This window comes from Acinetobacter sp. P1(2023), assembly GCF_028367635.1.
Classification (GTDB): Bacteria; Pseudomonadota; Gammaproteobacteria; order Pseudomonadales; family Moraxellaceae; genus Acinetobacter; species Acinetobacter pittii_E.
Window position 1 is genome coordinate 1 of sequence record NZ_JAQNDD010000002.1, and the last position, 22,185, is coordinate 22,185.

Below are 22,185 nucleotides of genomic sequence, written 5' to 3' on the forward strand. Positions count from 1 at the left end.
GGCGAAATTGGTAGACGCACTGGATTTAGGTTCCAGCGCCGCAAGGTGTAAGAGTTCGAGTCTCTTCGCCCCCACCACTTTAAGTTAGAAACTTAAGGTTGATGTAGATGTTAAGTCATCTAGATCTTGGAAGAGGATTGGTGTAATGGTAGCATGACGGTCTCCAAAACCGTTCGTCAAGGTTCGAGTCCTTGATCCTCTGCCACATTTATTTTAAATAAATGTCCCAGATGGGGGCGTGGCGAAATTGGTAGACGCACTGGATTTAGGTTCCAGCGCCGCAAGGTGTAAGAGTTCGAGTCTCTTCGCCCCCACCATTGAAAGAAGCAAGACAATGATCTTGCTTTTTTTATGATTAAATCTAATGGGTTTAGTCATGAATATAGAGGATTGATGTAATGGTAGCATGACGGTCTCCAAAACCGTTCGTCAAGGTTCGAGTCCTTGATCCTCTGCCATTGAATAAAAGATGAAGCTCCTATTTAGGAGTTTTTTTATTATCTATAATTTTTAGAGATAAATTTTTATTGGGGATTAAGGTAATTTTATAAATAGATATTTCGATCTCTGTTTTGCATGGTTGTATATTAAATAATAGATTATTCTTTACTTAGACAATATGCTGAATTTCTTAATATTTTTTTAAGCTATTGTTTTCTATTTATTTAAGTTACGTTTTGGAAATTATTTAAATAAAAGCCTTGAATACAAATTTATTTCCTGTATGATTTAGTTAACTAGAAAAAAGTCTTGTTAGTAAATCTTCTTTTAAGTATCGTAGTTTTAGTCATAATCCTTCGTTTTTTAAGATATTAAGCTCAATTTGTTATTCTTTTTTCAAAGTTATGATAGGGTCATTATTTGTTTAATGATTCTAAAATATTAGAAATCAGTAGGATATATCATGTCTAATACAGTAAGTGGTACAGTTAAGTGGTTTAACGAAACTAAAGGTTTCGGTTTCATTCAACAAGATAATGGTCCAGATGTGTTTGCTCACTTCAAAGAAATTTCTGGTTCAGGTTTCAAAACTTTGCACGAAGGTCAACGTGTAACGTTTACTGTTACTCAAGGGCAAAAAGGCCCAAATGCTGTAAATATTATTCCACAATAATATACAGCAAACAAAAAAAGCACTTTTTAGTGCTTTTTTTTATTTTGGCTTTAAAGTAATTGATTGATGTTTTTTAAAGCATTAAAGCCCTAAATAAGAGGGCTTTTTATTTTTATATAAAAATTAATATTTAATTATAAGCACATGTAATTACTCATTTAATTTCAATGTAAACTTTAAAATATATATGAAATATAAATTATTAGTAACAGATGTATGTTAGATTAAAAAATCTTTAAATAAAGAAATTTTATATTTCACGGAATTGCTAATGAACGTTCGCCTGTGTTATGCCAGTCAACGAAACGAAAAAAATGAAGATTTGTTGCAAGATCTACGTGATATTTTGACAGAAGCTAGAGATTTCAATGATTTGAATCAAATTTGTGGCGTACTCTATTATGCTGATAATGCTTTCTTTCAATGTTTAGAAGGAGAACAAGAGATAGTTGAAACATTATTTGAAAAAATTGCAAATGATGAAAGACACCACAGTGTTAAATGGTTGTGCACATATTCCATTGAACAAAACTCTTTTAAAAAATGGTCAATGAAATATGTGCAACGCAATACGAATATTGAATCTTTCTTTCTAAAAATGGGAGAAACTACTTTTAATCCGATTCGTCTTGATGAGCAAAATTTAAAAGCTTTCATCAAAGAATTAGTGACTGCTGAGCAAACCAAAATTAAGACAGTTAAGAGAGTAGGTATGGTGAATCGGGGTGTGAACCCATTTTAGCTATTTGGCTATTACACCGATATGGATGGTCTTGAGTTTAGGTAGTATTCTAGTCATCACTAAATATACAATAACTGTAGTTGCAAGCATCCATATCACTTCTAGGCTTTGACTAATGACAAACATTGCCCAATAAAAAAAGCCAAATAAAGCAAGGCACAGTCCACTACCTTTGAAATACCAAGTAATAAATATCCCAAAAAGCGTGGAAGAGAGAAGGAGATTAATCGTCTCGTTCATTCCTATATAGTTAAAAAGAATAATCAGTAAGCATAAAGCTAACATTGATAGTAAATATACAAATATATTTTTTGCAATAAACATTTTCTATACCCTATCTGATGATTAAAAAATTATCTTTCCTCTGTTTCCAGAGGAAAGATAGTACATATTAATTTTTTGAGATTCTTTTTCTATTATTAAGAGTTTTTCTATTAATAAAGATGACTTTATCATTTTCTCCAGATCTCTTTATTAATATTAAGCTTTCTATTTAATAGGAAAGAGTGCTTATATGTACTGAAATTAATTATAAGAAAAACAATGAGTTGTATTGTAAGTTTTAGCTTACATAGTTGTGAGAGAATACCTACATTTGTTCAAAAAATAAGCAAAATTTACAAAGCTTATTTTATATTAAATATATATTTTTCATAAGGTTATATTGATTTAAGGAGTAAGCCAAACTTTACATAAATAACAAAAAGTAACATCGGTCTTTTAAGTTCTTTTTAATAAAAAAATATTGTTATTAAAAAACAATTGTGATGAATACTTGAATTTATAATTATGAAGTTTGTTTATTTGAATAATTACATTAATAATCGTAATTAATGAAAATATAGTGAGATTTCTTATTTTATCGGCTTCACTAAAGAGCAACTATAAGATGAGTTAATTTAAACTATTAATCTTAAAGATTTGTGCAGATTTTTCTATAGGCGGCGGGAGTTAAACCATAACAACGCTTAAACCAGCGGCTCAAATGGCTTTGATCGGTAAAACATAAATCTGAAGCAACTTGTGCAGGTGAGATGCTTCTGGAAAGTAGCTCTCTTGCTCGTGTAAGTCTGAGTTGAATCAGATATTGGTGAGGAGCCAAGTGAAAGGCAGCTTTAAAAATACGGTGAATATGATATCGGTCTAGGCCGATCATATTTGAAATCTCTTCTAATCCAATATCATCAAGTAAATGGTTATGCAGAATATCTCGGATTTGGTGGGCGACCCGAGGACCATGCATAGACGATGTTTGTTGAGCTCTTTTTAACCATTTCCCTTGGGCAATATATTGAATAAGCAAGTCCAGACTATTGTCTTTCACAATATTCATTTCTTTATAATGCAAATACTGAAATGCTTGTGACGTAATAATTGCAAGTTGCTCATCGGACTTTAATGGTGCATCAATGACTAACTCGTAATGATCAGGACTGTTATGAAATAAGCCCTGAATACGTTGTTTCAACCATTCTGGGTGCAGATAAAGCATTTGATAGATAAACCCATCAGAGGCAGGGGCATTTCCATCATGAATTTCTTCTGGTTCAAGCATAAAGACTTGTCCAGCATGACTATTAATTTGTTTTTTACGACAATGAAATTGCTGAACACCAGATTCGGTTACGCCAATTAAATAACTTGAATGCCAATGAGGGTCATAGGCATGACCCGTAAAATGGGCACGGATTGTTTCGATACCAGTATTGGTATCTTTTGAAATATCCACCCAGTTACCCATAATCTTTGACCCATAAATTTTTAACTTTTTCCTCTAGAACGTTACAAAAGAGATCAACGTAGTTCTAGAAGATTTGTGCAAAACTTTAAAAATTTAGTGAGAATTAAAGCCAATCTAAGTTGATTAGACTGGTTTTCGCTAATATTTTAATGGATTAATCTGAGCGCTCAACTAACCATTGACTCATTTCTGGCCAGACTGTAGTGGGTGCTTGGCTACCCGAAACAACACCCATATGGCCACCCGGTACAACTTTAAAGGTTTTGTCTTCGCTACTAATCAAATCTATAAGCGGCTTAACAGCCTCAGCGGTCACGATAATATCTGTGCTGCCACCTACTGCGAGTACTGAACATTCAATATCTTTTAGATAGGCTGTAAGCTCACCAAACTTAACGACGCCTTTAGACAGTTCATTATCAATCCAGAAGCGGAGAATAATATCGCGCATGACTCCACCTGGGTAAGCTAGCATATTATCGATAAATGAACTTGAAGTTGCATGGTCGACAATAAACTCTCGGTTATCAAGATTTTTAAAAAGTTCCCAATATGTTTTCAGATTTCCAATTGGGTCGGTTAATTTGAAACCAAGGGTATTTTGCCAGCCGTGGATATGAAATGCTTCACTTGGTACATGATGGCGAATACGAAACGGCGTATGGTTACGAACCCATTCGGCAGGTTTGGTAAGACTACCGTAGAGTTTCCCCATATAACCCGCTTTATGTGTGTCGATAGGGGAAGCAAGAATAATCAGATTTTTAATATCTTTATCTTTAAACAATGCGGTATAGCAGAGTGAAAGTGCACCGCCTAAACTCCAACCATGTAAAGAAAGCTGTTGTTGACCACTGTGGGCACGAACTTGCTTTAACATCTCAGGCATAAAAACTTTAATGTAAGTGCCGAAGTTATATTTTGCTTGGTGCCGAGTTGGGATACCCCAGTCGATTAAATAGACATCAAAACCTTGCGCTAAAAAATAGCGTACAAAACTACGCGTAGGAAACAAATCATAAATGAGCATGTTCACTGCTAGCGGTGGAACGATTACTAACGGTACGCGGTGTTTAGGTGTAGATGTGTCAGTCTCATTTCTATAATGGCGTAAGCTAATAATTTCATGGTTGTAAATCACATCAAAAGGTGTTTTTCCTGACAAGGCAATTTGAGGGCCTCGGAAAAATAGATCTGATGCATTGATCAGCATGTGAGGTATTTTTTGACCAGCACGTGTCTGAAGAGATTTTTTAATAGATTGTAGTTGTGGAACGTTCTGACGAACTTTAAGCAATAAACTCATTGAATATAAAACCTATAAAGATGTTGCCCAGAGCAGTGACGAGCTGGTCTTTTACGGATATTAAATGGAATAAAAGATGAGTTCAGTGACCCAAAAGACAGGATTTTTCTTTAAATGTATCAAAAAGAATTATTTTTAAATAAGTTTGAGAGGTAATTATCTTAAATTTATAAAACTGTTATATATAATTAAAAATAAAAAATTTTTAAAACTCTATTCAAATTTAATCTTTAGCAAAATTTAAAAAAATAAAAAATATGTCGTCAAATGGTAATTTTTGTCGCCAAAAGAGGTTCTTCTATTAAGAAGAATTAAATAATATTTCCTTTTCCAATAACAAAAAAAAGGAAACTTGAATGGTAACTTATGGCAATGATCAAAATGGTTTATGGCTAAAGTTCAATAATTTTACTTCAAATGATATTAGGCAAATTGAATACATAAATAGTGTTTTATACGTCACTAATTATTCAGGAACTTACTATTCACTTAATTTTAATTCTCTTGCTAAAGCCCGCATGATTTTTAGTGATGGGGTTGAAAAGCAGGTTTTATTTACAAGTGGGGGCAACGGTCTAAATATTTCTACTGCAAATAGCGAATGGATTGTAGGGACAAACTCAGCCGATCAAATCGCTAGTGGGACTGGAAACGATCGTCTCTTTGGTGGAGTAGGAGACGATATTTATCAATTCAGCAAAGGGGATGGAATAGACAAGGTCACTGACTATAGTGGAAATAACACGATCCAATTCACGGCCAGTAATTTGGCAGATCTATCTATACAAGGCAGTGGAAGTAATTTAGAGGTCAAATATTCGGATAGTGACGCAGTATTAATTGAAGGGAATATAAGTAGCTTTAAATTTTTAGATGGGACAACTGCCACACTCGATCAATTACTCATAAATAAAACTATTGCACTCACTGGCACCAAAGGTAACGAAACGATTAATGGCTTTGCATCCAATGACATTATCAATGGTCTTGAAGGGAACGATACCTTAAACGGAAACGCGGGGAACGATACGTTAAATGGTGGCGCTGGCGATGATAAGTTATATGGTGGAACCGGTAATGACTTAACTATAGGTGGAACTGGAAACGATTGGTTAGCTTCAGGAAGTGGTGACGATACTTATCAATTTAGCAAAGGAGATGGTAACGATACCATTAATGATTATTCGGGTAAAAATACTATCCAAATTACCGATGTTTCTGCAAAAGATATTACATTCACAACTAACGCTAATAATGAGTTAGTCATTAATTATTCCGCAACGGATAGCATCACTTTAAAAGCCTATATTAACAACTACATTCTTTCAGATGGTGTAGTCCAAACCTATCAACAGTTTCTAACAGGAAAAACTGCAACATGGAATGGGACAGATAATGCCGATAACTTTTCGGGTACTCTTCCAAATGATGTGATTACTGGAGGCAAAGGTAATGACACGTTAAATGGGCGCGAAGGTGATGACACCTACCGTTTTTCTTTAGGAGATGGGATAGACACAATTAATGGAGATTACTCAGGCAATAACACAATTGTGTTTACAGATGTGAAATCTACCGATGTTCAATACAGTTTTGATAAAACAACTTTAAATATCCAGTACAGCGATAGTGATATTGTTAAGTTAACTGGCTATCTTGCCAGCAATAATAAAAACTTCAGTATTCAGTTTGCCGATGGCGTGACGATTGATCATGCCCAACTAGATACGACGGTTGGAGTGAATTACTGGGTACGCGCGCTTGTTGCCACAACAAATAGTAATCCAGACTTTAAGTATATTTTCCCTTCAACCGCACCTGATTACCTACTCGATGCAAATGGTCAAGCACCTGCATGGTGGAGTCCTTTTAGCCAAGCTCAGCAAGACTTTATGACTCAGGTTTATCAGAAAGCTTCTGAGTTTTCAGCATTAACTTTTACTTTAACGGACAATGCATCGCAGCTTAATACTGTTGCTGCATACCGCAATAGCACTGCGGCTACGGCTTATGCACAGTATCCAAGCGGAGCTTTTGTTGGTTCAGATGTGGCGTTTGGCCCTGATTTTTGGTTTGACCCAGCGGGTACTTGGGTAACTGCGAGTTATCCGCATGAGTTGGGGCATGCTTTAGGGTTACGTCATACTTTTGAAGGTTCCACTATTGATAGTTTCTCAAAAGAAGAAGATACGCGTAAATGGTCAGTCATGTCGTATGACCGTACTGGTATGTCATATGATGGCTCTTTTGCGCCATTTGATATTGCTGCTTTGCAAGCGATATATGGGGTGAATAGTTCCGCGCGTGCAGGTAATGATAGCTATGTGTTTGATAGCACTAAAGGCGTTTTAATATGGGATGGTGCAGGCGTAGATACAATCAATGCAAGTAACGCTACACAAGCCGCTACTATCGATCTTAATCAGGGTGGCTGGAGCTATATTGGTGAAAAATCTCCTCATATATCGAGTGCAAACCAACTAAGCATCAATCTTGGAACCCAGATTGAAAATGCAATTGGCGGTGCTTACGATGATATTTTAGTTGGGAACAATTTATCTAATCGACTCGAAGGCGGAGCTGGAAACGATACCTTAAAAGGAAATTGGGGAGAAGATGTTCTATTGGGCGGTGCCGGAAATGACACACTTGATGGAGGAAAAGATGCGGATAGCCTGATTGGTGGAACGGGTGACGATACTTATTATGTAGATAATGTAGGCGATAGCATTGTAGAGAATACTGCTGAGGGTAACGATAAAGTAATCTCGGATATAAATTATACCTTAGGAGATAACCTAGAAAACCTCACTTTAAATGGCACAGATAATTTAAACGGCAATGGAAATGCGCTGAATAACTTACTCATTGGTAATGCAGGTAATAACATTTTAAATGGATATGCCGGAAATGACACATTGAATGGTGGGGCCGGAAACGACACCTTAGATGGTGGGGCTGGCAATGACACTTTAGATGGCGGAAGTGGAGCAGATACGCTGATTGGAGGTTTGGGTGATGACATCTATTATGTTGATAACGTAAATGATGTCATTATCGAGAAGATTAACGAAGGGTTTGAGACCGTCAACTCAACCGTGAGCTATGCGTTAGATAGCGGCAATGCGCTTAATAATTTGAATCTGTTAGGGACAGATAATATTGATGGGACTGGGAATGGAAATGGAAATACGATTGTTGGGAACAGTGGTAATAACATTTTAAGCGGTGGTACCAACAATGACGTTCTAAATGGCGGTGCGGGTAATGATATTTTAAATGGTGGAAAAGATAACGATACCTTGATTGGTGGTTTAGGCTCTGACACTGCTTTATATAAACTATTAAATACAAACGATCTAATGGGGGGTAACGGAGCTGATATCTGGAAAGACTTTAAGGTAGGCAATACCTTAATCGATAGTGAAGCTGACAAAATTGATATTAGTGAACTGCTCATCAATTATGCCAATGGCAGCACTGTAAACTCTATTTTTTCTTATCTCTCATTAGACCTCAATGGAAATAACAGTATTTTGAGTATTGACCGAGATGGTGCAGGAACTGCTTATAACAGTACCTCATTTTTAACCTTAAATAATATCAACACTACTTTAAATACTTTATGGGACAACCATCAGATCCTTGTCTAAGTAAAGGAAGTATAAGTCTCGCTAACTAACTTTAAAAAGATGCTTAGGTGAGATGGCTTAAGCATCTTTTTTTAATAGAAATAAACTTCCTTGAACTGTCAGATCACTGGTCAAACCTCAGAAAAATAAATCCATTGAATTGTATTCAATGAAAGAATGAAGGAATAAAAAATGGGAATTCTAGCTAAAGTCTTTGATCGAGGTGCTCACTTTCCTGTGCGCCATATGAGTTTTAATTTTAATCAATCTCAAGCTACTTTATTTAAGGATAACCCTTGGGGAGAGTACTGGCTGGCAACCTTGTCTGCTATGTTTCCTGCGGGTGAGCGATTTTTTGTGCATAGTGTAAGAAACTTACAAAATCAGGCTAAAACAGAAAGACTTCAAAAAGATATTGCAGCCTTTATTGGACAAGAGGCGATGCATGCCAAAGAACATGAACATCTGAACCAACTTATACAGTCATCTGGATTCGATACCGAACCTGTTTCAGCCAATGTGGAATGGTTAATGGCTAGGTTGAAAAAATATTTCACACCCACCCAGCAATTAGCAATTACTTCGGCTGCTGAACATTTTACGGCCATTATTGCACGGCAGATTATGAGACGTTCCGATTTGCAGGAGCGTTTATCGAGTAATGAAACTTTAAAAAATATCTGGTTATGGCATGCGGTAGAAGAAAGTGAACATAAAAGTGTGGCCTTCGATTTATATCAAGATGTCTCTGGGGGCAATTTCATTCGGCTTCTTGTAATGCCGTTTGTGACTTTATATATGGCAGGAATAATGGCAGCAGGTACGGTGTATTTGGGCATAACTCACTTTTCCGCATGGAAGTTACTCCACCTAAAAGACTTTAATGCATTAATTCTTGGAAAGAATGGTTTTTTAAGTACTTTATGGAAAGATTATTTGGACTATTACAAATTAGATTTTCATCCAGAACAACACGACTCAAAAGCTTTGGAAGAGCGCACTAAAGCACAGCTTGGGTTTTAATAGATTTATTTTAAATGTCCAATCGTAAGAGATTGGACATTTAAGCTGAAAAACTGATGAATTAGGTTCTTTCAGAATCTAGCATTTCATTGTTTTTAACAACATCTTGCGCTTTTTGATAGCTTTCGATGAGCATTTGGTATGGTGGGAAAATTGCACTATAGGCAGCTGCAAAGTCTGCTGCATCACTACGATGCCATGTTTTTTGTAGCTCCGAACACACAGCCGCTGTATCAATTGGCACCACACCAGCTTGTACAACTCGAGCTAATGTAATTTCTTGAGCCATTTTTGAATATGTTCCAGATGCGTCAATGACTGCAAAGACTTGGAAACCTTCAGCAACTGCACTGATACTTGGGAAAGCCATACATACGCTGGTAATAGTACCTGCAATAATGAGTTGTTTTTTACCTGTTGCTTTGACCGCTTCAACAAAGTCAGGGTTATCCCAAGCATTAATTTGACCTTTACGGGCAACATATTGTGCATGAGGAGCAAACTGGTGAATTTCTGGAATTAAAGGACCATTTGGACCTTGAGGAACAGAAGCAGTGGTAATCACTGGCACATTACATAGCGTTGCAACTTTAGCCAGAGTAACCACATTTGCACGTAACTCAGGAACAGTAAGATCTTTTACAGTTTGAAATAAGCCACTTTGATGGTCGATTAGTAGCATTGCAACATTATTTGGGTCGATTACGGGTGCTTGACCGTTAAAATTTGCTGGTGTACTCATTTTATGCTCCACTTTATTTCGATAAATTTAAAGCTGGAAGGATGACTAAATAAAACAGGGGGATAGCTGTTTTTGTATAGTTATTCACTTCTTGTTTAATTAAGATATAACGAAAATATGAGCTTAGAAGCCGCCGAAATTTGATTTTAGTGTTCTATTATTTGAACAATAAGAGGTAGGAAATGCAGGATTTAAACGATCTATATTACTTTGCAAAAATTGTTGAATATGGTGGTTATTCTGCTGCCGCTAGAGCGCTCGATATTCCAAAATCTAAACTCAGCCGAAGAGTTGCTCTTTTAGAAGAAAGACTCGGTGTACGTTTATTGCATCGTTCCACGAGACAATTTAGCGTGACAGAACTTGGTCAACAGTATTATCAATATTGTCATGCTATTTTGATCGATGCTGAAAATGCACAAGAATTTATTGATTTAAACCAGTCAGAGCCACGCGGAACGATTCGAGTGTCTTGTCCGCCTGCTTTATTGCATCATCACATGGGTGAGTTTCTGACTAAATTTATGCTGCAATTCCCAAAAATAAAAATCTATATTGATGTGACCAACCGAAATGTTGATGTCTTAAATGAAGGAATTGATATTGCTTTTCGTGTTCGCTATCCGCCACTCAAAGATAGTGGTTTGGTCATGAAAAAATTTGTGACCAGTGATCAGTGTTTAGTCGCGCACCCTCGGGTTTTGTCTAAGCAGCCGATACCTCAAACTTTAGATGAATTGCATCAGTTCAGAACTATTGGGCTTGGTAATGCAGAGCAACAAAGTGTGTGGGTACTTCATCATCAGGAGCATGGAACAACTCATTTCCAGCATGACCCTGATTTAATTGTGAATGACATGACTGGGGTATTACAGGCCATTATTCATGGCTTAGGTATTGCTCCTTTACCGATTATGATGGCTCACGAATATATTTTGCGTAAGGAACTGATTGTGGTTTTACCTGAATGGAAACCTACAAGCGGTATTGTCCATGCGGCTTATGCTTCTAGAAAAGGATTATTACCTGCCATCAAAAGGTTGTTGGATTTTTTAGAAGAGCAGTTTAATCAACTCGATAAAGACTTGTTAGGTTATCGATAACTAAATTAAAAGCAGTAAAAAACTTAAATTTTGATTATTTTTTATAGATTAACTTTATGAAAAATAAATAAAAATTAATATGATTTTATATTGTCGTGAAATGGTCAGTTATGTCGTGAAATGAAGTTCTCCTCAAGAAGTTAAGTGGTTACTCTCTGGCTGATAAATCATCACAGTATCATGAAAATATTTATCAAAAAACAGTCATAACACCCTAAATACTTCTAAAGATTTGAAGGAGATAAATATGTATAAAAAGAATATTGGGGGACTAATTAATGCTCTAGCATTAGTTATATACAGTTCTTCAGCCATGGCAGCAGATAACACAAGTTCTTTTGTAAAACTGGAATTTACCGTCACCAAACCTTTGCTTTTTTTCTCACAGACATCAGGTAATACTTGTGGAGGAGTATTAATTCGTAATGATGTAGTTTTAACGGCGGCACATTGTACGGCGGCAGTTTGGGGTGATAGTGCGAATCAAGGCTATACGCTTGGCGGGACGGTGAAATATGGGGCGAGTTTTTTATCTCAAGTTCAAGCAGCATCTTTTAAGAAAAATGAAGGCTGGGTTGAGATTCCTGATGTAGATATCGCTTTAATACGTCTATCTCATCCTATTGATAATAATAGCGGTGCAACCGTAGCCAAAATTCCAGCAGCATGTAATCAAACTGAAGCAAGACAAAATATTGGGCGTGGTGATGTAACGGCTTATTTAGGCCGTAGTAGTACGGGTGCGGCTTTACCTGAAAATTTATATGGTACTTCATATGTCAATATTCGAGATGTAGGTCCTTCACCGTTAGCACGAGGGATTTACTACAAAGCAACCGCGTCTATGAATGCAGGGGATTCAGGTGGGCCTTGGCTGTCAGATGATAATACTTTAATTGGTATTAATAACGGTATTGCGGGTACTGACAAATATGGCGCCGTAATCTGTCAGTATACTCATCAAATCAATGATGTATTGGTGAAATGGTCAGCTGCCGGAAACCAAACTGGAGCAGTAATATCACCAACTACACCGCCGTCAGTAGACCCAACGACTCAACCGCCGGTAATAAACCCACCAACACCTTCACAGCCGTCAACTGAACCTAAAACTACCGATAATGTTGTTTTTAGTTTCTTTAACTGGCTTGCTTCATTATTTGGTTTTTAATTCGTACTTATTAAAAGATCAAGATACTTCGGTATCTTGATCTTTTTTACTTAGATTGAATGGATTTATTAAGCGACCACTTTAATTATTTTGGTTGTGGCATCGTAGTCTTTCAAATTGATGTGATGCAGCTTATGTTTAATGACGAAACCAAACTCGGGCCAAATAATATGGTTACGGCCTGCATCATCTAGATAATAGCTTTTACATACATCGGGTCTTACCGGCATTTTAGTCAGTCGTTTATCTATACGGTCATTAAATCGTTTCTGAACATCTACTTTGACTTCAATACGGTCAAAACGTTGTTCCTGTATTAGCTTCACCATTTTTGCAATATAAACGGATTGTTGCTCAGCGGTCCACATCACTGAACCCACGGTGTTTTGGGAGTTCGGCCCTAGCATCATAAACATGTTAGGGAAACCGTGAATTGACATGCCCATATATGCACGTGGTTGACGCTGCCATACATCGCTTAAACTGCGACCTTCTGCACCTTTAATAATTTTATAAATCGCGGGTTCTGCAACCGCATAGCCAGTCCCGAAAATAATAGTATCTACTTTAATTTCTTTGCCGTCCTCACCGACTACACCATTTTCAGTGATATGAGATAAGCCCTGAAAGAGGACAGTTACATTCGGTTTGGCTAAAGCGCTATACCAATTATTAGAAAACATTGGGCGCTTACAACCTAAGGTATGCGTTGGTGTTAATGCCTTACGCATTTGAGGATCTTTAACACCTAAAAAGATATTTAACTTTCCTAGGGCATGCAGTTTTCGCATGATATTTTCATTCATGAAAATAGGAAGTGAAGGTTCTAGACTCCACAATGCACTTTCTCGGATAATTTTTTCTAAAAGTGGTGCTTTTTTAAAGGTAACTTTTACGATGTTGGGAACCGCGAAATCCGGTTTTGGTAAAACCCATGACGGCGTACGTTGGAAAGAATAGAGATGGCCAACTTTAGGCTGAATGGCTGGTAAAAACTGAATAGCTGAAGCGCCGCTACCGATCACAGCTACTTTTTCACCTGTTAAATCATGCTCATGATTCCACTTACCTGAGTGAAACATAGTGCCTTTAAACTTTTCTTGACCCGGGAAGCCCGGCATTTTTGCTTCGCCAATAAAACCTGTCGCAGGGACAAAGATTTTTGCACTGAATTTTTTGCCATCACGTGTGCTAATGAGCCAGCGATTTAGGTCATTATTCCATTCGGCATGAGTGACTTCGGTGTTAAGTTTAATCTGGTTCACAATCTCAAACTTATGAGCCACATCTTCTAAATATTGTCGAATTTCGGCTTGAGGCGCATAGGTTCGCGACCAGTTTGGATTTGGAGCATACCCCAGAGAGTACATTTCACTCGGTACATCACAAAATAGGCCTGGGTAATCATTTAAAGCCCATGTGCCACCAATACGGCTAGCCATATCTAAAATGACGACGTTTTTAATTCCTTGCTCTTTTAACTTGATGCAAGTACTTAAACCCGAGGGACCAGCTCCAATAATAAGTACATCTACAAGTTGAGTTGGGGTAGAGGGTTTGACTAATTTATTCATAGAAAAATCCTGAAATAAAGTATAAATGACTTGGCTGATAGAGTTACGTGCAGTCTTAAGTGGAGCGATCAGTCTTCTGAAAATGTTGAATTAAGTACTGAGCGATAATGTTGGGTTGTTCGGCTTGTAAAAAATGACCGCAGCCGGGAACATAGACACTCTCAATTCCTTGTGGGAAATAAGATGTCTGGGCTAAAGCTTGATGTAGCCGTATATTCATACAGCCATCGTCTAAACCCGCTAAAGCCAGTGTGGGTATGGTGACTGGACTTAATAAATGCCGGTTTGCTCTGAGATTGTCCGAATTTAAAACTGCAAATAAGTTGTGGTAATAGCGGGTAGCCGCCCAAGCAATATTTGGATTTTGAAAAGCCGCGCGAGTAGGTGAAAAATTCGACTCAGTAAATTTCCAAGTAGGTGACCATTTACGCCAAATTTTTTCTACAAAAATTGCGTTATTACGAGATAGCACCTGTTCAGCAAATCTTGATTGCATGAGCAACATATAAGAAGACATGTAGAGCTGACGCGGGAAATTAGGTATGGCTTTAAACATATCCTTAAAATTTGGGATTGGTGGAACGGCCAACAAACTAATGCTATGTAAAGCTTCGGGTTGCCCACTTGCAAAGCTCATTGCAATTGCCGCTCCCCAGTCATGTCCTACGAGGTGAGCTTTATTTTTTAAGCGTCCTTTTGCTTTTAAAAGTTCTAACCAAGCGGCTAAATCCGCTAGAGCAGAGGCGAGGCCGTAATGTGCCTGTCGATTTACAGAATCTTGGGTGTAACCACGCAACCAAGGGACAAAAACTTGATAGCCTGCTTTCACGAGTAAAGGGTATATGTGGTCCCAGCTATGCGGCGTATCGGGGAAACCATGTATAAGTACCACCAAAGAGGCATGAGCTTCACCATATAGAGTCCCATGCAAAGTGAGTCCATCACGGCTTAAGGTTAATTGCTCGACTTGAATCATGGCAATGCTCAGCTTTTCAATTTTGAAGAAAGCACTTTGGCGTAAGCCTCTGCGGCTAATTGAGCTGCTGGCGACTGAGCTAAATAAGCTAAAGCTTTTTCGACATCACCATCATGTTCAGGGTGATAACTCAATTTGCTCCATCCTTTTAAAGCAGTCAAAATCATGCCGAGATCAGGTAAACTTTTCTTTTTCTTTGCAGTTTTTTGAAATAGCCAAACTAAAGCCAATGGATTTTTTTTTGCAATTTTTTGGGCTTCTTTGGTTCCATCGAGATGACAAAGATAAACTGTTGAGCCTAGCCAGAACCCAACCATTGCAGCAAAAGCAAAACCCATGCTGAGCTGTCTGCCTAAATAGCCTTTAACGCCGTCTCCAGCTAAAGCGCGATAAGCATCATAGCCAACAGTACGATGCTCAACTTCTTCGGCACCATGCCAGCGTACAATATCTAGCATGGCTGGATCTGCACCTTCTAGACCTTCTGCATCTAAAGCCCATGTACCAAAGAAACAAAAATAGTGTTCAAGCCCAGCAATAATACCCATACGAAAGGCAAGCCACTGTTTTGGATAGCGCTTAAAAGGGCCATAAATTCCAAATGGCGTGTCGCCCATAAAACCATCTTTAAAGAACCAGTTTAAAAAATCTTTAAAGGGTGTGGGATCTATGCCGTGAGTCTGAAAATAAATCTCTGCACCTTTATGGGCATTGGCATGGGCCGCTTCTTGGGCAATAAAACCACGGATATCTGCTTTTAGGTTTTTATCTTCAACATAAGGCAAAGTTTTATTTGCAAGACGACAAAACCAGTGCTCAACAGCAGGTAAAAGAACGTGCATGCTGTTCAGCACATGTGTCGTTAACACATCGTTTGGAACCCAATGCCGAGGCGTTTGAGAAAAATCAAACTGTACTTTCCGTGCAACAATGTGATGATCAATAAATGTGCTCATAGTAGAATCCTGCCTACTTAAATCAGATCGAAATTGACTCAATTTTTTTGATCAAGCTATGAGATTTGACGTAACCATTGGCTGCAAACCACTGCAATGCATCACGTACTGCAATTTCAACGGGCGTTTGAGGAAGTCCAAGTTCTTGAATGGCTTTTGTACAATTAAAAGAGGTGCCGAGCTGACCAATTTTGGCTGCTGAAGGCGTCACAAGGGGAGCTTTATGAGTAATATGCTCGGTTACCCACAAAGCTGCATGACCTGCAAGTTGAGATGAGACGCCTTCAACTACACTTGGAATGGTCATTACTGGGCGCCAGATGCCTAAGAGCTGATGGACCGTTTTTGCCATCGCTACGCCATCAAGATCTCGATTACCTAAAATATAAGTTTCACCACTTTTACCTTTTTGCGCGGCCAAAAAATGGCCTTTTGCTACATCGCGTACATCAACCATGTTGTTAATTGCACCCGGTACTGCAAGTGCAGGCATGGTAGCGATGGTGAGTAAAAGTTTGCCGGTCGGAGTTGGGGCAATATCTTGAGGGCCAATTGGACCTGTCGGGCAGACAATTACAATGTCTAAACCGCCCGCAGCAAACTGTAAGGCAACTTGATGTGCTTCAAATTTTGTTAAAACGTATGCATCTCCAGTCGCGCCTAAAGCAAATGGACTTGATTCGGTAGCCTGAATGCCTTTTGGTTGACCTGCAAAACATGCGCCTGTACTGGTGTAAACAACACGTTTAACACCTGCTTTTTTTGCAGCATTGAGTACGGTTCGTGTTCCTTCAACATTGACTTTACGCATAAGCTCAGGCTTCGGAAGCCATAAGGCATAAATTGCGGCAGTATGGAAAACCAAATCACAACCTGCGACTGCTTCATCCATTTTTGCCGAGTCGGTAATATCGCCCGCAATTAACTCAACATCTAACCCTTCTAAATTGGTTAATTTTTCTTGAGGTAAATGTAATACACGTACTTCATAATTTTCGTTGAGTAAAGTACGTACAATGTGGGAACCAATAAAACCAGCACCACCAGTAACCAGAGCTTTCATATTTCACCAATCTTTATTAGATTTTTATCCTGTACAAAGTGGATAAAAATGCGGCAACTTAGTAAGGGCTACTATGCCGAATCTGAAATATGTGTCATAGTTCTGGAAATGACAGTTTTGACCATTTCACGACATTTTATAGAGAAAAATAAAGAGAGCGTATTGTGAATCCGTCTTTACCTGGAACTTATGTCAGCCTTATGGCTGATGTCGTCCAAAAGTTAAATATATCTCCTGAAGAACTTTTAGAAGGAAGTGGAGTATCCGTAGAGCAGCTCTCAGAGCCTTTTTGGTATTTAGATTTCGATATTTTTAATAATCTACTAAATAGGGCAGTTGAGCTTACAGATGAGCCTGCATTAGGAGTTTATCTTGGTCTACAAATGACCGTATCTTGTCATGGCTCGGTTGGGCTTGCTGCAATGGTTTCACAAAACTTAGGTGAAGCTTTAAATGTCATGGAGCAATTTATTGGGCTACGCTGTCCAGCTCTAAAACCAAGACTTGAAATCGAAAACGATTTAGCTTTGTTATATTTAGATCAACCCATGACAAATTTTAAAATGGGAATTGTAGGGATGACATTTTTGATGGTGGGCTTTGCCCAAATGTCGAATGCCATTACTGGACAAAAATTAGAAATAAAAGCCGAATTAAATTACCAAGAACCAGCTTTTTTAGAGCAAGTTAAAGAATTGCTACCATGTGAAATTAGTTTTAATCAACCATTTAACCGCTTGGTCTTTTCTGAAACTTTCTTGGCTCTGCCGTTAATTATGGCTGACCCATTAGCGGCCCGTTTAGCCCGTGAACAGTGTAAACATGATTTAAATAAGTTAGTTGCTAAACGCGGAGAAAAACATCCACTGACAGCTTTAGTCCGTGAGTTACTTTTTGATGAAGTAGAAGGCTTCTTTAAAATGAAAGATGTTGCCGACAAGTTGCATTTAACTGAAAGAACTTTACAACGCCAGTTGGCTAAAGAAGGAATTACGTTTCAGGCTTTGCTGGACCAAGTGAGAGAACGTCATGCAAAAAAATTATTGAATAATCATGAGAATAGTATTTCTTATATTTCGGAAAAGTTGGGCTATTCCGAGGTCACTCATTTTACTCGAGCATTTAAGCGGTGGACGAATCAAACTCCAAAACAATATCGAAATTTAAGAGAAAGTACATCATGATTTTTACCAAATACTCAAAATAATATTTTGATTTATTTAGATATAATTAAATAAAGAGAGTTTTTGTAAAGTTTGTTTGTGTTTTTTTTAAATATTCAAAAATAAAATATAATTATTTTACAATCCGTTAGGAATGTAATTAGAAAGTAGTATATATGGAATTTGTTTTTAATGGTTTTTATACACTAATTTCGGCGGTTATCGTTTTATTGTTGGGCCGCTTTCTTGTTAATCGGATTGATTTTTTAAAACGCTACAATATTCCCGAACCTGTAGCCGGTGGTTTGGTGGCTGCTGTAGTTTCTTTAGTCATCCACACTTTGTGGGGGTACAGCATTGTTTTTAGTAGTGAACTACAAACCAGCTTTATGCTCGTGTTCTTCGCTTCTATTGGTTTAAGTGCCAATTTTATGAAGCTGAAAGAAGGTGGTATGGCTTTAGTCATCTTCTTGGTTTGTGTAGCTTCATTTATTGTTGTGCAAAATGCTGTAGGTATGAGTCTTGCGACTTTACTCGGTCTTGATCCACTCATTGGTTTAATTGCGGGTTCAATTACCTTAACAGGTGGTCATGGTACAGCTGGTGCATGGGGGGAAATTTTAGAAACCCAACATGGTATTCAAGGTGCTTTAGCATTAGGGATGGCGAGTGCTACTTTTGGTTTGATTATTGGTGGTGTGATTGGTGGTCCTTTAGCAAAATTGCTTATCAATCGGTATGGCCTTGCTCAAGCAAAAACCAATGCTGAAATCCAAAATCGTGATACGCATCTTGAACAAAACTCAGATGATCTTGCACCGTTTGAAAACCCGCATCAAGTTCGTTTAATCACAGCAGACAATGCGATTACTACGCTGGGTATGTTTGCAGCCTGTTTAGCATTTGCTGAATTTATGACGGGCTTTAGTAAGGGAACGTGGTTTGAGTTACCAACTTTCGTTTGGGCTCTCGGTGGCGGCGTCATCTTAAGAAATATTTTAGAGAGCGTGCTGAAAATTGATATTTTCGACCGTGCGATTGATGTATTTGGTAATGCATCGTTATCACTCTATTTAGCAATGGCATTGCTTTCATTAAAGCTTTGGCAACTTGCCGACTTAGCTGGCCCGTTAGTTGTAATTTTGGGTGCTCAAACAATTACGATGGCGCTATATGCAGCATTTGTGACATTCCGTGTTATGGGCAAAAACTATGATGCAGCAGTGTTATCAGCAGGTCATTGTGGTTTCGGTATGGGGGCGACACCAACCGCCGTTGCCAATATGCAAGCCATTACCAACATGTATGGTCCATCGCATAAGGCCTTTTTGATTGTTCCACTTTGTGGGGCATTCTTTGTCGACTTAATTAATGCAACGGTTATTCAGCTCATGTTGAAATTTATTGCTTAATTAAAAAAAGCCCGTAAGGGCTTTTTTTATGGGTGCTTATTTATGAATATTTGATTTGTATCTCTAGGCTTAATTTTTATTTTCTAATGGTTTAAGCCATTTTATTTTTAGGATGCTTTTTCTCAAAACTAATAATCGCCCTTACACCAAGTTTCACTTAGAATAATTTGCAGATAAATAAAATGAGAAATGTATGAGCTCAGAAGCACATTCAATTAGCTTGGTTGCTCCAGTGGTTTTATTGGCAGCGGCTGTCATTGCAGTTCCTATTTTTAAACGTATTGGTTTGGGTTCAGTATTAGGTTACTTAATTGCAGGGCTGATTATTGGCCCATTCGGTTTTGCTTTTTTTCAAGATTCTGCCGCAATTTTGCATATTGCCGAGTTGGGCATTGTGATGTACCTATTTGTGATTGGTTTGGAAATGCAACCATCACATTTGTGGAGTCTTAGACGCGAAATTTTTGGTCTAGGTACACTGCAGATCATTATTTGTGCGCTGGCTTTGACTGGCGTAGGGCTATTATTTGGTTTTGCGTGGCAAGTAGCATTTATTGGTGCGGCAGGTTTCGTCTTAACGTCGACTGCGATTGTAATGCAGTTGTTGGGTGACCGCGGTGATTTGACTCAGCCACGTGGGCAAAAGATTGTAGCCATCTTACTATTTGAAGATTTATTAATTGTGCCATTGCTGGCTATTGTCGCTTTTATGGCACCGAATCATGTAGTCGAAAGCACATCGGTACGTTTGGAAAATATAGGAATTGGTTTAATCGCAATTGCAGGTCTTATTGCGGCAGGGTATTGGTTACTTAATCCGTTATTTAGGCTCTTGGCTGCTGCCAAAGCCCGAGAAGTCATGACTGCCGCCGCATTATTGGTGGTGTTGGGCGCAGCGTTACTCATGCAAGTCAGCGGTTTGTCCATGGCGATGGGTGCTTTTTTAGCGGGTGTACTTTTATCTGAATCAACGTTTAGACATCAAATTGAAGCGGATATTGAACCATTCCGAGGAATCTTGTTAGGCCTATTTTTCCTTGGCGTGGGTATGTCATTGGATTTATCAGTTGTCGCTCAAAACTGGCAGCTTATTGTGAGTGGCGTAATTGCTCTAATGTTTGTCAAAGCGCTCATGATTTATATAGTAGCCCGTATAACTAAAAGTCCTCACACAGAAGCCTTAGATCGCGCTTTGCTCATGGCCCAAGGAGGCGAGTTTGCCTTTGTACTTTTCTCTGCCGCACTCAGTGCACAAGTCATCGATAGTACGGTTAAATCTAATCTCACCGCTATTGTTGTACTTTCAATGGTGTTGACGCCAATTATAGGAATTATTTTTAAACGTTTTACTCAGACGAAAGCCAATGTTTCACTCGAAAACGTGAATGTTGCTGATGGGTTAAGCGGCAGTGTTTTAATGATTGGATTTGGACGCTTTGGGCAAGTAACCAGTCAACTCTTATTGGCAAGAGGCGTAGATGTCACCATTATTGATAATAATACTGACATGATTCAAAACGCTGAAAAATTTGGTTTTAAAATTTATTATGGCGATGGGTGTCGCTTAGATATTTTACATGCTTCTGGCGCTGCAACAGCGCAGGCAATTGTGGTGTGTGTAGACAGTAAGGAAACGACCAATCGAATTGTTGAACTCGTTAGCCATGAATTTCCTTTAGCGAAATTATTAGTCCGTTCATATGACCGCGAGCATTCACTGCATTTAGTCAAACAAAAAGTAGACTTTATGATTCGTGAAACGTTTGAATCTGCAATTAAGTTTGGCGAAGTGATTTTACAAGAACTTGGCGTAGATGAAGACGAAGTCGTAAGAATTAGCGAGGAAATTCGAGATCTTGATAATGAGCGATTTGAAACTGAAATTGCGGCAGATGATGTATATGCCGGAGTTGGTTTGCAATATACACATGCTCATCATCCACGACCAACTGCGCCGTTAATTCGACCGAAACAAGAAGGGCGGATTTTAAATAAGGAAGGCGCCTCAGATAATGAAAGCCTGAATTAGCATAAAAATATCTGTAAAAGTTCTGTTTAGAAGAGCTTTTACAGAATGACTATCAATGCTCTGTATCTTTAACTGGGTTTCTACGCCAGTAATAAGCTAAGGCATGATCCACGCGATGCGTCGGTCAGTTTTTTATATGTTGCCATTGGTCCAAGACGAAACTCATAAGTCGGTTGCGACTATATCGGGGCTGAGCGTAACTGTTAAAATAGAAGTGGGTTTTGTCTTTTATAAAGTGCTTTACTAAAATAACTTACGCTCTTTTGATGATTACGTAGAGAGTCATTCCTACGCTCCATTCGCCGTTGTTTCCTCAACCTTCCATGTTAAAGATTTGACCATAAACGTGTTTTAGTATGCCTTTTAAAGCCATTAACGCTGAAGAAAGTCAGTTAATGATTATTTTTATTATTTTCTCATGGTTAAAAATAAGGTCAG

The 22,185-nt window shown here is 38.2% G+C and carries 17 protein-coding genes and 3 tRNA genes; 12 read left to right on the forward strand and 8 right to left on the reverse strand.

Going from position 1 to position 22,185, the window contains the following annotated elements; translation table 11 throughout:
* Window positions 1–131: 131 nt before the first annotated feature.
* From POD11_RS03105 to POD11_RS03125, 5 genes are all read left to right on the forward strand, one after another.
* Window positions 132–205 (forward strand) — tRNA-Trp (locus tag POD11_RS03105).
* Window positions 206–232: 27 nt separating this feature from the next.
* Window positions 233–317: transfer RNA gene (locus tag POD11_RS03110), tRNA-Leu, on the forward strand.
* Between the two features lie 67 nt (window positions 318–384).
* Window positions 385–458, forward strand: a tRNA-Trp gene (locus POD11_RS03115).
* Between the two features lie 446 nt (window positions 459–904).
* Window positions 905–1,114, forward strand: a complete 210-nt coding sequence (locus POD11_RS03120) for a cold-shock protein (protein WP_003650775.1) — start codon at window positions 905–907, stop codon at window positions 1,112–1,114.
* Between the two features lie 271 nt (window positions 1,115–1,385).
* The gene (locus tag POD11_RS03125; RefSeq protein WP_262456293.1) at window positions 1,386–1,856 is read left to right on the forward strand and encodes an AnBLUF65 family BLUF photoreceptors; all 471 of its coding nucleotides are present in this window, start codon (window positions 1,386–1,388) and stop codon (window positions 1,854–1,856) included.
* Here POD11_RS03125 and POD11_RS03130 read toward each other — a convergent pair whose 3' ends face one another.
* The 3 genes from POD11_RS03130 to POD11_RS03140 form a co-directional block, all read right to left on the reverse strand.
* Window positions 1,857–2,180 carry a hypothetical protein gene (locus tag POD11_RS03130; protein ID WP_016140522.1) on the reverse strand — a complete coding sequence of 108 codons (324 nt, stop codon included), beginning with the start codon at window positions 2,178–2,180 and terminating at the stop codon, window positions 1,857–1,859.
* Between the two features lie 589 nt (window positions 2,181–2,769).
* The gene (locus POD11_RS03135; protein ID WP_262456295.1) at window positions 2,770–3,597 is read right to left on the reverse strand and encodes an AraC family transcriptional regulator; all 828 of its coding nucleotides are present in this window, start codon (window positions 3,595–3,597) and stop codon (window positions 2,770–2,772) included.
* Window positions 3,598–3,751: 154 nt separating this feature from the next.
* A complete protein-coding gene (locus POD11_RS03140) occupies window positions 3,752–4,903 on the reverse strand; it encodes an alpha/beta fold hydrolase (RefSeq protein WP_262456296.1) in 1,152 nt (383 codons plus the stop codon).
* Window positions 4,904–5,259: 356 nt separating this feature from the next.
* Between POD11_RS03140 and POD11_RS03145 the strand changes: the two genes are divergently transcribed.
* Complete coding sequence (locus POD11_RS03145; protein WP_262456298.1) at window positions 5,260–8,556, forward strand: M10 family metallopeptidase C-terminal domain-containing protein; 3,297 nt, start codon at window positions 5,260–5,262, stop codon at window positions 8,554–8,556.
* Window positions 8,557–8,727: 171 nt separating this feature from the next.
* Window positions 8,728–9,558 carry a metal-dependent hydrolase gene (locus POD11_RS03150; RefSeq protein ID WP_262456299.1) on the forward strand — a complete coding sequence of 277 codons (831 nt, stop codon included), beginning with the start codon at window positions 8,728–8,730 and terminating at the stop codon, window positions 9,556–9,558.
* A 61-nt stretch (window positions 9,559–9,619) separates the two neighbouring features.
* Here POD11_RS03150 and POD11_RS03155 read toward each other — a convergent pair whose 3' ends face one another.
* Entirely contained in the window at window positions 9,620–10,300 is a 681-nt protein-coding gene (locus POD11_RS03155; RefSeq protein ID WP_032033394.1) for a hydrolase, read from the reverse strand.
* Window positions 10,301–10,482: 182 nt separating this feature from the next.
* On the opposite strand from POD11_RS03155, the gene POD11_RS03160 reads away from it, so the two are divergent.
* Window positions 10,483–11,403, forward strand: coding sequence for a LysR substrate-binding domain-containing protein (locus tag POD11_RS03160; protein WP_206260267.1), 921 nt, complete (start codon window positions 10,483–10,485; stop codon window positions 11,401–11,403).
* Window positions 11,404–11,650: 247 nt separating this feature from the next.
* Window positions 11,651–12,574, forward strand: coding sequence for a trypsin-like serine protease (locus tag POD11_RS03165; RefSeq protein WP_262456301.1), 924 nt, complete (start codon window positions 11,651–11,653; stop codon window positions 12,572–12,574).
* Window positions 12,575–12,642: 68 nt separating this feature from the next.
* Here POD11_RS03165 and POD11_RS03170 read toward each other — a convergent pair whose 3' ends face one another.
* From POD11_RS03170 to POD11_RS03185, 4 genes are read right to left on the reverse strand one after another with little or no spacing between them, the layout of a single operon-like run.
* On the reverse strand, window positions 12,643–14,148 hold the full coding sequence (locus POD11_RS03170; RefSeq protein ID WP_262456302.1) for a flavin-containing monooxygenase: 1,506 nt from the start codon (window positions 14,146–14,148) through the stop codon (window positions 12,643–12,645).
* Window positions 14,149–14,203: 55 nt separating this feature from the next.
* Window positions 14,204–15,124 (reverse strand): alpha/beta fold hydrolase, encoded by a 921-nt coding sequence (locus tag POD11_RS03175; RefSeq protein WP_262456303.1) that lies wholly within the window; start codon window positions 15,122–15,124, stop codon window positions 14,204–14,206.
* A gap of 8 nt (window positions 15,125–15,132) precedes the next feature.
* Window positions 15,133–16,080, reverse strand: coding sequence for a metal-dependent hydrolase (locus tag POD11_RS03180; protein WP_262456304.1), 948 nt, complete (start codon window positions 16,078–16,080; stop codon window positions 15,133–15,135).
* A gap of 22 nt (window positions 16,081–16,102) precedes the next feature.
* Window positions 16,103–17,143: an NAD-dependent epimerase/dehydratase family protein gene (locus POD11_RS03185; protein WP_262456305.1), complete on the reverse strand. Its 1,041-nt coding sequence runs from the start codon at window positions 17,141–17,143 to the stop codon at window positions 16,103–16,105.
* A gap of 164 nt (window positions 17,144–17,307) precedes the next feature.
* Between POD11_RS03185 and POD11_RS03190 the strand changes: the two genes are divergently transcribed.
* The 3 genes from POD11_RS03190 (at window position 17,308) to POD11_RS03200 (ending at window position 21,747) form a co-directional block, all read left to right on the forward strand.
* Window positions 17,308–18,327 (forward strand): AraC family transcriptional regulator, encoded by a 1,020-nt coding sequence (locus tag POD11_RS03190; protein ID WP_262456307.1) that lies wholly within the window; start codon window positions 17,308–17,310, stop codon window positions 18,325–18,327.
* Between the two features lie 155 nt (window positions 18,328–18,482).
* Window positions 18,483–19,718, forward strand: a complete 1,236-nt coding sequence (gltS, locus tag POD11_RS03195; protein WP_262456309.1) for a sodium/glutamate symporter — start codon at window positions 18,483–18,485, stop codon at window positions 19,716–19,718.
* 193 nt (window positions 19,719–19,911) lie between these two features.
* On the forward strand, window positions 19,912–21,747 hold the full coding sequence (locus tag POD11_RS03200; protein WP_262456310.1) for a monovalent cation:proton antiporter-2 (CPA2) family protein: 1,836 nt from the start codon (window positions 19,912–19,914) through the stop codon (window positions 21,745–21,747).
* Window positions 21,748–22,185 lie beyond the last annotated feature (438 nt).

Excerpts from the sequence above, each read along its gene's own strand:
- POD11_RS03130 (WP_016140522.1), bottom strand. The coding sequence starts at position 2,180 with ATGTTTATTGCAAAAAATATATTTGTATATTTACTATCAATGTTAGCT.
- POD11_RS03175 (WP_262456303.1), bottom strand. The coding sequence starts at position 15,124 with ATGATTCAAGTCGAGCAATTAACCTTAAGCCGTGATGGACTCACTTTG.
- POD11_RS03185 (WP_262456305.1), bottom strand. The coding sequence starts at position 17,143 with ATGAAAGCTCTGGTTACTGGTGGTGCTGGTTTTATTGGTTCCCACATT.
- POD11_RS03165 (WP_262456301.1), top strand. The coding sequence starts at position 11,651 with ATGTATAAAAAGAATATTGGGGGACTAATTAATGCTCTAGCATTAGTT.
- POD11_RS03120 (WP_003650775.1), top strand. The coding sequence starts at position 905 with ATGTCTAATACAGTAAGTGGTACAGTTAAGTGGTTTAACGAAACTAAA.
- POD11_RS03145 (WP_262456298.1), top strand. The coding sequence starts at position 5,260 with ATGGTAACTTATGGCAATGATCAAAATGGTTTATGGCTAAAGTTCAAT.
- POD11_RS03125 (WP_262456293.1), top strand. The coding sequence starts at position 1,386 with ATGAACGTTCGCCTGTGTTATGCCAGTCAACGAAACGAAAAAAATGAA.
- POD11_RS03140 (WP_262456296.1), bottom strand. The coding sequence starts at position 4,903 with ATGAGTTTATTGCTTAAAGTTCGTCAGAACGTTCCACAACTACAATCT.
- POD11_RS03180 (WP_262456304.1), bottom strand. The coding sequence starts at position 16,080 with ATGAGCACATTTATTGATCATCACATTGTTGCACGGAAAGTACAGTTT.
- POD11_RS03170 (WP_262456302.1), bottom strand. The coding sequence starts at position 14,148 with ATGAATAAATTAGTCAAACCCTCTACCCCAACTCAACTTGTAGATGTA.
- POD11_RS03200 (WP_262456310.1), top strand. The coding sequence starts at position 19,912 with ATGAGCTCAGAAGCACATTCAATTAGCTTGGTTGCTCCAGTGGTTTTA.
- POD11_RS03135 (WP_262456295.1), bottom strand. The coding sequence starts at position 3,597 with ATGGGTAACTGGGTGGATATTTCAAAAGATACCAATACTGGTATCGAA.
- gltS (WP_262456309.1), top strand. The coding sequence starts at position 18,483 with ATGGAATTTGTTTTTAATGGTTTTTATACACTAATTTCGGCGGTTATC.
- POD11_RS03155 (WP_032033394.1), bottom strand. The coding sequence starts at position 10,300 with ATGAGTACACCAGCAAATTTTAACGGTCAAGCACCCGTAATCGACCCA.
- POD11_RS03150 (WP_262456299.1), top strand. The coding sequence starts at position 8,728 with ATGGGAATTCTAGCTAAAGTCTTTGATCGAGGTGCTCACTTTCCTGTG.
- POD11_RS03160 (WP_206260267.1), top strand. The coding sequence starts at position 10,483 with ATGCAGGATTTAAACGATCTATATTACTTTGCAAAAATTGTTGAATAT.